The organism is Alphaproteobacteria bacterium, from assembly GCA_030680745.1.
GTDB lineage: Bacteria > Pseudomonadota > Alphaproteobacteria > JAUXUR01 > JAUXUR01 > JAUXUR01.
The window spans coordinates 25,015-35,581 of the sequence record JAUXUR010000083.1; the positions used below are offsets into that span (position 1 = coordinate 25,015).

6 protein-coding genes are annotated in these 10,567 nt (G+C 37.8%); 5 read left to right on the plus strand and 1 reads right to left on the minus strand.

The annotated features are described in order from the left end of the window. The first annotated feature begins 136 nt into the window (after window positions 1-136). On the plus strand, window positions 137-571 hold the full coding sequence (locus tag Q8L85_10470; GenBank protein ID MDP1725109.1) for a hypothetical protein: 435 nt from the start codon (window positions 137-139) through the stop codon (window positions 569-571). Between the two features lie 180 nt (window positions 572-751). On the opposite strand, the gene Q8L85_10475 is transcribed toward Q8L85_10470, so the two are convergent. Further along, window positions 752-2,839: a sodium-translocating pyrophosphatase gene (locus Q8L85_10475; GenBank protein ID MDP1725110.1), complete on the minus strand. Its 2,088-nt coding sequence runs from the start codon at window positions 2,837-2,839 to the stop codon at window positions 752-754. A 334-nt stretch (window positions 2,840-3,173) separates the two neighbouring features. Here Q8L85_10475 and Q8L85_10480 point away from each other — a divergent pair, with 334 nt between their 5' ends. The 4 genes from Q8L85_10480 (at window position 3,174) to Q8L85_10495 (ending at window position 10,407) form a co-directional block, all read left to right on the plus strand. Further along, window positions 3,174-7,790 (plus strand): hypothetical protein, encoded by a 4,617-nt coding sequence (locus Q8L85_10480; GenBank protein MDP1725111.1) that lies wholly within the window; start codon window positions 3,174-3,176, stop codon window positions 7,788-7,790. A gap of 154 nt (window positions 7,791-7,944) precedes the next feature. Continuing rightward, window positions 7,945-9,246 carry an amino acid ABC transporter substrate-binding protein gene (locus Q8L85_10485; protein ID MDP1725112.1) on the plus strand — a complete coding sequence of 434 codons (1,302 nt, stop codon included), beginning with the start codon at window positions 7,945-7,947 and terminating at the stop codon, window positions 9,244-9,246. A gap of 308 nt (window positions 9,247-9,554) precedes the next feature. Further along, window positions 9,555-9,896: an IS630 transposase-related protein gene (locus Q8L85_10490; protein ID MDP1725113.1), complete on the plus strand. Its 342-nt coding sequence runs from the start codon at window positions 9,555-9,557 to the stop codon at window positions 9,894-9,896. Next, window positions 9,883-10,407: an IS630 family transposase gene (locus Q8L85_10495; protein ID MDP1725114.1), complete on the plus strand. Its 525-nt coding sequence runs from the start codon at window positions 9,883-9,885 to the stop codon at window positions 10,405-10,407. The genes Q8L85_10490 and Q8L85_10495 overlap by 14 nt, the downstream gene beginning before the upstream one ends. Window positions 10,408-10,567: the final 160 nt, after the last annotated feature.

Here is a 10,567-nt window from a genome sequence, read left to right on the forward strand (position 1 = left end):
TTTTATACATAAAAAAAGCCCCCCAAAAAAGGGCCTTTTTAACAAAACTAATTATCTAAATTACATTGACATTAAATAAGTTATAAGTATTTTTTATACAGTGCAACCAATACACCAATTACGGAGTAAAAAAGAGATGTCATACATTCGATTATCGGATTATGGATCAACACCTTTCGAGAAATTGATGGGTCATGTACCTGAAATTCTAAACAAATGGGAACAGCTTGAAACTGTCTTTTTTCAAAGCAAGCAATTTAGCCCAGAATTTCTTGAGCAAGTAAGACGTGCTTTAGCTTTTAATAATGCCTGTCATTATTGCATGTCAAAAGCTGGTCCACCTGATAAAAATGTAGATTCTGTAAGGTTAAAGGAAGCGTTACGATTCGCAAATAAATTTGAAATTGATCATATGTCTATCGATAAAAATGAAATTGAACGTATGAAACAATATTTCTCTGAAAAAGAATTAATTGAATTCATTGCTTTTTGTAGTTTTATTTCAGCATCACAAAAATTTGGCGCTAGTCTTGGGTTACAATCGACTCATAATTATTCAAAGACATTTTAAAACGCGGCCTTTTGTATAAAAAAAGGCCCCCTATGGGGCCTTTTCACCGAAACTAATTGTCAAGATTATGAGACAAAGTCTAGAAAGACCGAGAACCGAAACGGCGTGTACTTAAGTACATGAGTATCGGAAGCACAGGTCTGACAACGAATTTGTCCATCATCTTGACAATTAAACTGATTATTGGGCTAAATGCGCCAAGGTCGCCATCAAAAGCAACGCAACAATATTCACAATTTTAATCATCGGGTTAATAGCAGGACCTGATGTATCTTTATAAGGATCGCCAACAGTATCACCTGTGACCGCTGCCTTATGTGCTTCTGATCCTTTACCACCATGATGACCATCTTCAATATATTTCTTCGCATTATCCCAAGCACCACCACCGGAGGTCATTGAAATCGCTACAAATACACCTGTTACGATCGTCCCCAAAAGCATCGCACCCAATGCTGTAAAAGCAGCAGATTGATCTTGAACCCAGAACACAACGAAATAAAGAATGATCGGCGCACAAATCGGTAAAAGGGATGGTATAATCATCTCTTTAATCGCTGTTTTTGTTAGAAGATCAACAGCTTTACCATATTCAGGTTTGGCCGTTCCTTCCATGATGCCTTTGATTTCTTTAAATTGACGACGCACTTCAAGCACAACTTGACCACCAGCACGACCAACGGCTGTCATACCACGTGATGCAAATAAATAAGGAAGCATACCGCCAACAAGCAAGCCTACAACAACAAATGGATCAGAAAGATTAAATTCTATATCCAAGCCTTGGAAATAATGTCTTAAATCTTCAGTATAAGCTGAAAACAGAACAATCGCACCTAAAGCTGCTGAACCAATCGCATAGCCCTTAGTAACCGCTTTTGTTGTATTACCAACAGCATCTAATGCATCAGTTGTAACGCGTACTTCTTTTGGTAAATCTGACATTTCAGCAATACCGCCAGCATTATCAGTCACTGGACCATAAGCATCAAGCGCAATAACCATACCAGCAAGGGCTAACATCGCTGTTGCAGCAATAGCAATACCAAAAATACCTGCCAACAAGTAGGATCCTATGATGCCAGCGCAAATAACAATAATAGGCAAAGCAGTTGATTCCATTGAAATCGCTAAACCTTGAATGATATTTGTTGCATGCCCTGTTTCAGATGCTTTTGCAATGCTTTTTACAGGCCTGTATTCAGTTGATGTGTAATATTCAGTAATCCAAATCAAAAGACCTGTTACACCTAATCCAATAAAAGTACAATATAACAGGCTAAGACCCGTAATTTCTACTTCACCTAAAGGATAAGGCGTCTCAAATCCAATTGTTTGCCATATATAGCCAGCAATAAAAACGGCTGAAAAAATTGAACTTGCAATAAAGCCTTTATAAAGCGCACCCATAATATTATTGCTAGAACCTAAGCGAACAAAAAATGTTCCAATAACTGACCCAACAATACAAACAGCAGCAATACCTAAAGGAAGCATGATCATTGATTCAAGTGCCGCACCTTCAAACATAACACCAGCAAGAAGCATGGTTGCTACAATCGTTACCGCATATGTTTCAAAAAGATCGGCGGCCATACCAGCACAATCGCCCACGTTATCACCAACGTTATCTGCAATAACAGCAGGATTACGTGGATCATCTTCAGGAATACCGGCTTCAATTTTACCCACTAAATCAGCACCAACATCGGCACCTTTCGTGAAAATACCACCGCCTAAACGCGCAAAAATAGAAATAAGCGATGCACCAAAGCTTAAACCAATAAGCGCTTCAAGAATGACACGAATTTCTAAACCTAAATGACGTAGAACAAGATAATAGACAAAAACGCCCAAAAGACCTAAGCCAACGACCAAAAGGCCTGTAATGGCACCAGCTCTGAAAGCAATTGCAAGTGCGCCCTTAAGACTTGTGCGTGCAGCTTCCGCTGTTCTTACATTGGCACGAACAGAAACGTTCATCCCTACATAGCCTGCAAGACCAGATAAAATTGCACCAATGGAAAAACCAATTGCCACATATTTACCCAGCAGCCATCCTAAAACAGCGCCTACAAAAATGCCAACAATCGCAATTGTTGTATATTGGCGATTTAAATAAGCATTAGCGCCTTCTTGAATAGCTGATGCTATTTCTTGCATGCGTGCATTTCCTGCAGGCGCTGCATAAACCATTTTTCCAACGACGATACCATATAGAATGGCCAAAATGCCGCTAGATATAATAAAGATGTCCATTACTGTCATGGATGAACCCTTTTTGTTAACAAAATTATAAAAACTTGATGCTTATATTTTTAAACGACACAACGTCAATTTTTATAGATAAGCATAAATGACATGCATAACTTATTAACTTCCAAAATGCAATCCAAAGTGAGTAGCCTTAATATTTTTTTTCCAACCATCTGACATATCTACCATATATGCCTAAATATACCTAAATGGTTTAGAAAACAAAGATCTCCATCGTTTCATTTTCTCTATTCCCTAAATACGCAATGCTGTTAGAATAAAAAACAGGAAACGTTTTAATTAAATCTTGCGACCCTCCCCTACGGGCAAGTGGGCAAATAAACGAATGAAAAAAGACCTTAGAATATTTATTTCATCCCCAGGTGATGTGGGACAAGAACGCCTAATTTCAGCACGCGTGCTTGACAGATTACAAGGTGAATTTGCCAATTTTTTTAATCTTGATGTTATTTTATGGGAGCACGAACCTTTACGCTCCACTGGCCACTATCAAGATGAACTTATTCGCCCTTCCGACACCGACTTAATGATTCTTATCTTATGGTCTCGTCTTGGCACAAGATTACCCGAAAAATTTAAAAAAGCTGATGGATCATTATATTCATCCGGTACTGAATGGGAATTTGAAGATGCGTTAGAAGGCTTTAAAGCCACAGGCCGTCCTGAGATTATGACCTACCGTAAAAGCCAAGTTGCATTGCAATCTATTCAAGATGAGGGTGCATTACTTGAACGATTGCGGCAAAAAAAAGCATTAGAAGCGTTTTGTGATAATTGGTTTGGTAATCCTGAAAAAGGCTTTCAAAACGCCTATCATATGTTTGAAACACCTGATCAATTTGAAGAAATTTTAGAAGTTCATTTAAGACGTTTTCTTAAAAATAAACTACCAACACATGTAACTGACACAGGCGACACCACCAATATAACATGGAGTAAAGGCTCACCTTTCCGTGGCTTAGAACCTTTTGACATTGATCACGCCGCTGTATTCTTTGGTAGAACACGCGAAATTGCAGAAATTAAACAAGCACTCCAAAATCGTGCAGCACTAAATTGTGCTTTTGTAATGATTTTAGGCATGAGCGGCGGCGGTAAATCGTCATTGGCGCGTGCTGGTGTTCTTGCAACCATTATACAACCAGGCATTGTTGAAGGCGTAGGTCTTTGGCGTTATGCAATGATGCGCCCATCGGACGCTGGCGCTGGCAATCTTTTACGCGCACTTACTTTTGCGCTTTTATCAAAAACAGCTTTGCACGAAATTCTTGGGACAGGCCTAGATCATCAAGATTTACTTAATCTGATGCGTGAATCATCTACAGGGCTTATTTCAACACTTAAAATTGGGTTAAACCAAGCGGCCCAAGAAATTAAGGAAAAAGAAAATTTAAAAGAAGCCCCTGTTGCAAAACTTGCATTGCTTATTGATCAATTCGAAGAAATTTTTACAAATGACGCCCTTAGCCGTGAAGAAAATGAACTTTTTATAAAAGTTATTACAGCATTAGCACAATCTGGACTTGTCTGGATTATAGCCACAATGCGCAGTGATTTTTATCACCGTGCCGCTGAATATCCGGATCTTATTGAACTTAAAGAAGGCGAAGGCCAATATCATTTACTTCCCCCTGATTTCCATGAAATCGGCCAAATGATTAGACATCCTGCACGCGCTGCGGGTCTTAAATTTGAAGTGCGCAAATCTGATGGTGCGAAACTTGATGATCTTCTTCACGAAGAAGCAGCAAAATCACCTGAAAATTTACCACTCCTTGAATTTGTGCTTGATGCCTTGTTTCAAGAGCGCACAGAAGGTAACGTCCTTACATTTGAAGCCTATGAAAATTTAGGCGGCATTGCAGGGGCATTGGCCCGTCGCGCTGAAGAAATCTTTCAAGATTTACCTGAATCCGCACAAAATGAACTTCCCTACATTTGTGGCAAGCTTATTACTCTTGAAAAAAGTGATGCTGTTAAACCATTTGCACGGCGCGTTCTTCTTGAAAACACTGCAACAAATGAGAATCGTAAACTTTTTATTGATGCATTCATCAAAGCGCGTCTTATTGTTTCAGATCAAAACGATGTAGGCCAATCTGTTATTCGGATTGCACATGAATCACTTATTTCGCATTGGCCGCGTGTACAAGAATGGCTTCAGCAAGATCTAGAGTTTTTACGTGTTCGTGCACGTATAACAGATGCTGAAACCCAATGGAAAAGCGAAAACGAACGTGACGAATATTTACTAGCAGCAGGCAAACCTCTTATTGATGGGCGTGATCTTTTGCAACGACGCGAAGATTTAGAACCTGTCCTTATTCATTATATTGAAAAATCAGTTGAAAATTATGAATCTTTTTTACAGGCAAAAGAAGCTGAAACACGTAGAAAATTAAATCTTTTCAGAGCACTTTCTTTTGTTTTTGCTATCTTATCACTTGTCGCGGTCGTTGGTGGTTACACTGGATATAGAGGTCAAAAAGCAGCACAAAGCGCCCAAAAAACAGCTGAAAAAGAAGCTGACAATGCTAAAAATGCACAAAAAGAAGCGGAAGAAAGTGCTCAAAATGCAAAACAATCAGCACGTAAAGCAGAAATTTCAAGTCATGCCTCTGAAATTGCAAAATTACGCGCTGAACTTCAATTTTCACGTGGATTACGCAATCAATCTCATTTTTTAGCTGATCTTGCACAACGTGAAACGGATGCTGGACGCATTGAAACATCAATTTTACTCTCTCTTGAAGCATTGCCCAAAAAAGATGATCATTTCGAACGCCCTTATGTTGTTCAAGCGGAAGCATCCCTTTATAAAGCACTTTATAATTATCGCAATAAAACTGATTATGATGGATTGAAAGCCCTCATTACTTCTTTTGTTATGAGTCCTGATTTAACGCGCATTGCAGCATCAACAGAAACAGGACAATTTCGATTATGGAATGTTGCAACGCCTGATGAAAACGCACAACAAGTTAATGCCCATGAGGGCCGCATTACCCAACTTCTTTTTTCCAAAGATGGTAAAATGCTTGTTTCATGCTCTATAGATAGCACTATCAAAATATGGGATCCCTCGACTGCAAAACTTATTAAAACACTTGAAGGGCATAAAGCCAGCGTTGAAAAAATAGCGTTTGACCCTGAAAATAAAATGCTGGCTTCCATTTCATTAGATAAAACAATACGACTTTGGGATTTAAATGCGTTTACGCAAAAAGCAGAACTTCTTGGTCATCAGGATTGGTTAACAGATCTTGCGTTCACATCAACAGGCGACACGCTTATAACGACTTCACTAGATAAAACAATTCGTGAATGGGACCTTAAAACCAATAATTCTAAAATACTATTTGAACATAGCAATCCCATTTATTTTTTAAGCCTTCACCCTAATCAAAAATCACTCATTGCTGCTGCTGATGACGGATCAATCGTTATGATTGATCGCCAAAATGGTCAAAAAACAAACCTTGAAGGTCATTATGGAAGTTTAACATCGCTTAAAATAAGCCCCGATGGACATCATCTTGTAAGTACATCTCGCGATGGAACAGCGCGTCTTTGGTCTTTAGCAAACGAACCAAAACTTATCAAAATATTATCTGGTCATGATGGCCCAGTATTGGAATCAAGTTTTTGTGAAGCCAATTCTTTTTTAGCAACATGTGGTCAGGATGGCACCTTTCGGTTGTGGAGAACTGACAATGGTGAGCAATTTATGATTTTAGATACAGGTTCATCATTTTTAAATAAAATTTATGTTTTACCGCATGGAAAATCCTTATTAACTGCACGCGCCAAAGGTAAAGTTGAATTATGGAAAATATCCAAAATTGGCGGCAAAACCACCATTGATGCACATCAAAATCGTATTTATGCATTATCTTTTAATCCCAAAGGGGATCAATTTTTAACAGCTGGCTGGGATGGTTTTGTGCGTTTGTGGTCAACAAATAAAGGTAAAGAAACAAGTAATATTAAACGTGAACCACAATCCATTACAACAGCTCTTTACAGTCCCAAAGGACAATATTTTGCCATTGCTTTACGTAATGGAGATGTTGAATTATGGGATGATGGCGGTTCACAACCGCGTTATACCTTAATCGGTCACAAAAGTGATGTAAACGCGCTTACTTTTAGCCATGATGAAAAAATCATTGCAACAGGCGGCGACGATCACACGATACGTCTATTTGATACCCATAGCGGACAAGAAAAAGCACAGCTTGTTGGTCATAAAGGTAAAATTCAACAGCTTGTTTTTTCACATGACGATGATCTTCTTTACTCGATTGGCAGTGATGGCTTTGCTATTAAATGGGGACTTGATAAAAATGCTGAGCTTGTTCGTTTCAATGGACATAAAGGACCATTAACTAAAATGGTTTTGAATGCTGAAGGCACAAGACTTGTCACAGGTTCAGATGATCGTACGGCACGGCTTTGGAATACAAAAACAGGTGAAGAAATTTTTCTTTTAGAAGGCCACAAAGGCCCTATTAAACATGTTGATATAACCAAGAATTCAAAAATGATTCTAACCGGAAGTGATGACCAAACAATTTCATTGTGGCATGCTTATAATGGACGTCAATTAATCCAAATTTCAAAACATCTTGGTAGTATTGAGGAAGCATTCTTTAGCCCTGATGATACGCGCATTTATTCTGCGTCAACCGATGGCACTGCGCGTATTTGGGATATCGAAACAGGTGAAGAAATAGCATTGCTTCATAAGGGTCCAATCCCCGTTTTAAGTGCCACCTTAAATCCATTGAATAACCAAATTGCAATAACCCTTGCCAATGGTCAAATTCAACTTGTTCCTGTGTTTAAATCAACCGATACAATTATTGACTTTGCCAAAGGCCTTGTCAAAAAAGAATTTTCACCCATTGAAAGACAGCGCTACTTTTTAGGTATTTTTTAAATGTTAACGATCCACCTTATGGGCAAATTCGTCGTCAGGACGCAGCTTCCGGTACTCATGTACAAAGAGGTACATTCCGTTCCGGTTCTCGGCCTTTCTAGACTTTACCGCATAATTTGTATCGTTAATGGTAAAACATGTGGAGATGCTTAAAATGAAGCAGATAAGCACAACAATAAAAATTTTTGTTATCAATATGTTTTTAATCGCTGCAAGTTTTAATGCCTATGCAGAAAATGGCCAATCAACAATCATTGCCGTCGAAACAAAACCAGCAGAGCAACCTTCTCTTGCAAATACTGACAATGACACCATCAAGATCGGCGCCGTTATTGCACAAACGGGAATGCTTAAAGAAATTGCGCAAATTGTACGCAAAGGATATGACATTGCTCTTGATCAAATTAATACGCGCGGTGGGATACGCGTCGGCAATCGATTTTACAAATTAGAACTCATCTATGCAGATGGCGCTTCAGATCCAAACAGTTCTAAGGTGGGTGCTGAAGACCTCATCAAAAAAGGGGTAAAATTTCTACTTGGTCCTTATGGGTCTAATATCGCTTCTGCAATTTATCCATTGGCTGAAAAATACAAAATACCTTTTGTTCAATCTCAAGGGACAGCATTGCTTTTATATTCTCCAAATTTACATTACACCTTTAGTACAAGTTCTTCGGCTGACCAATATCTAAAACCAGCGATTAAATTATTAGGTGAAGCATCGCTGGCCAGAGGCCGTAAAGCAGAAGACCTTAAAATTGCTATTATTGCGCGTGATGAACCCAGTAGCCAAGACATAAGATCTGGCGTCGTTGAGGCTTTACAAGAATGGAAAATGCAATTAATAGGTGATTACACAATCAGTGCATCTTCAAAAGATATAAGCGACATATTGGACAAAATAGCACCTTCAAAACCAGATTTATTAATTGCAACACTTCAATCTGATGGCGCACGTCCTTTTGTCAATGAGCTTGCAAAAAAGAAAATTGATTTTCCAATGGTTGCAATGACCCATTGCGATGCTTCAAAAATTGAAGATCTTAAACCCAAATCTGACTATATTTTATGCGCTTCCCAATGGGATCCATTTTTAAATTATCCCGATCGTTTTTTTGCATCTTCTGCAGATTACGCAATTAGCTATAATCTTAAATATAATATTAATCCACCTTATCAATCAGCAGGCGCAAGCGCTTCCCTTATCCTTTTGGCTGATGCTATTGAACGTGCGCAATCACTTGAACCAGAAAAAGTACGTGATGCCTTAGAACAAACGAAACTAAAAACACTTTATGGTGAAATTCGTTTTGATAAAGAAAAAAATAAAGCAAAACCAATGGTTTTATACCAATTAATGAATGGCGTTTATAAAATTGTTTATCCTTTATCAGGGGCTTGGGCACAACTTGCCTTTCCGATGCCCTCTTGGCAAGAACGCGTCGTCGACTAGATATAGTATTTTCCATTTTGGTTAATAGAGCGTCAAACGCCCCTCATGTAGAAAGAGACTACACTTCGTTCCTCATTCCTTCTCTTAACCAAAAGCGAAAACACTATAAACTACCTAGCCTATAAGCAAATTCGTCGTCAGATCGCAGCGATCGGTACTCACTTATGAAGAAGTACACTCCGTTCCGGTTCGAGGGTCTCTAGACTTTGCCTTATAATCTGGATAGTTAAACGACTATATAGTAAATTCTATTAATTTTCACAATTTCGTGTTATAGTACTGACATAGAAAATATGGAGGTCTATATCATGAGTTATGACACGAAATTTAAGTTGAGAGTTGTGGCTAATATATTGCAAGGAATATCCTGGAATGAAGTTATAAAACTCTTTAAAATTAGCAGCAATACAATTAGTCGTTGGGTAAAAGAATATAAGGAAAATGGAAGTTTTGTAGAGAAAAAACGTAAAACTCATGAAGCTAGAAAAATAGATCCGGAAACCCTTAAAATAGAAATTGAAAAAAATCCAGACGCAACTTTAAAAGAATTAAGCGAAAAATTTGATTGCTGGCCTCCAGCAATACATTATAGATGTCAAAAACTAGGAATTACACGTAAAAAAAAGCACATTATACATAGAGAGAAATGAAGAAAAAAGACAAGAATACCTATCAGAACTTTTACAATTAGATCCTAATAAAATAATTTACATGGATGAATCAGGAATTGATTCATCTTTATACAGAAATTATGCCAGAGCAAAACGAGGAATACAAATAAAAACAGATATTTCTGGAAAAAAAACAAACAGAACATCTGTTATTGCAGGATGGTTTCACAGTGTTAAAAAATTTATTGCACCATATGTTTTTGATGGATACACGGACAATATTAGATTTAACGAATGGTTAGAAAAATGTTTCTTGCCTGAAGTTGAAGCAGGTTCAACCATTGTTATGGATAATGCTTCTTTTCATAAAGGTTCAAAAACAAAGGAATTAATTGAAAAAGCAGGCTGTAAATTGCTGTACCTACCTCCTTATTCGCCTGATTATAATCCCATTGAAAATCAATGGGCTGTTTTAAAGGCTCATTACAAAACTTTTAAGAGCAGAGGATACGAACATAATAATGCCATTGATGCTGCCTTTTCTATGTGAAAATTAATAGAATTTACTATAGTGCATCAGAATTAAAATATAATTCATTTTTACGTCTTTTTTTTTGAGCTTTATCTTCTTTTTCTATAGGACCAGCTATTCTTTCAAGTGTAGATTCAATTTCTTTATCACATTCGTAAATTTTTTCATGACAAAAATC

Excerpts from the sequence above, each read along its gene's own strand:
- Q8L85_10490 (MDP1725113.1), top strand. The coding sequence starts at position 9,555 with ATGAGTTATGACACGAAATTTAAGTTGAGAGTTGTGGCTAATATATTG.
- Q8L85_10485 (MDP1725112.1), top strand. The coding sequence starts at position 7,945 with ATGAAGCAGATAAGCACAACAATAAAAATTTTTGTTATCAATATGTTT.
- Q8L85_10470 (MDP1725109.1), top strand. The coding sequence starts at position 137 with ATGTCATACATTCGATTATCGGATTATGGATCAACACCTTTCGAGAAA.
- Q8L85_10480 (MDP1725111.1), top strand. The coding sequence starts at position 3,174 with ATGAAAAAAGACCTTAGAATATTTATTTCATCCCCAGGTGATGTGGGA.
- Q8L85_10475 (MDP1725110.1), bottom strand. The coding sequence starts at position 2,839 with ATGACAGTAATGGACATCTTTATTATATCTAGCGGCATTTTGGCCATT.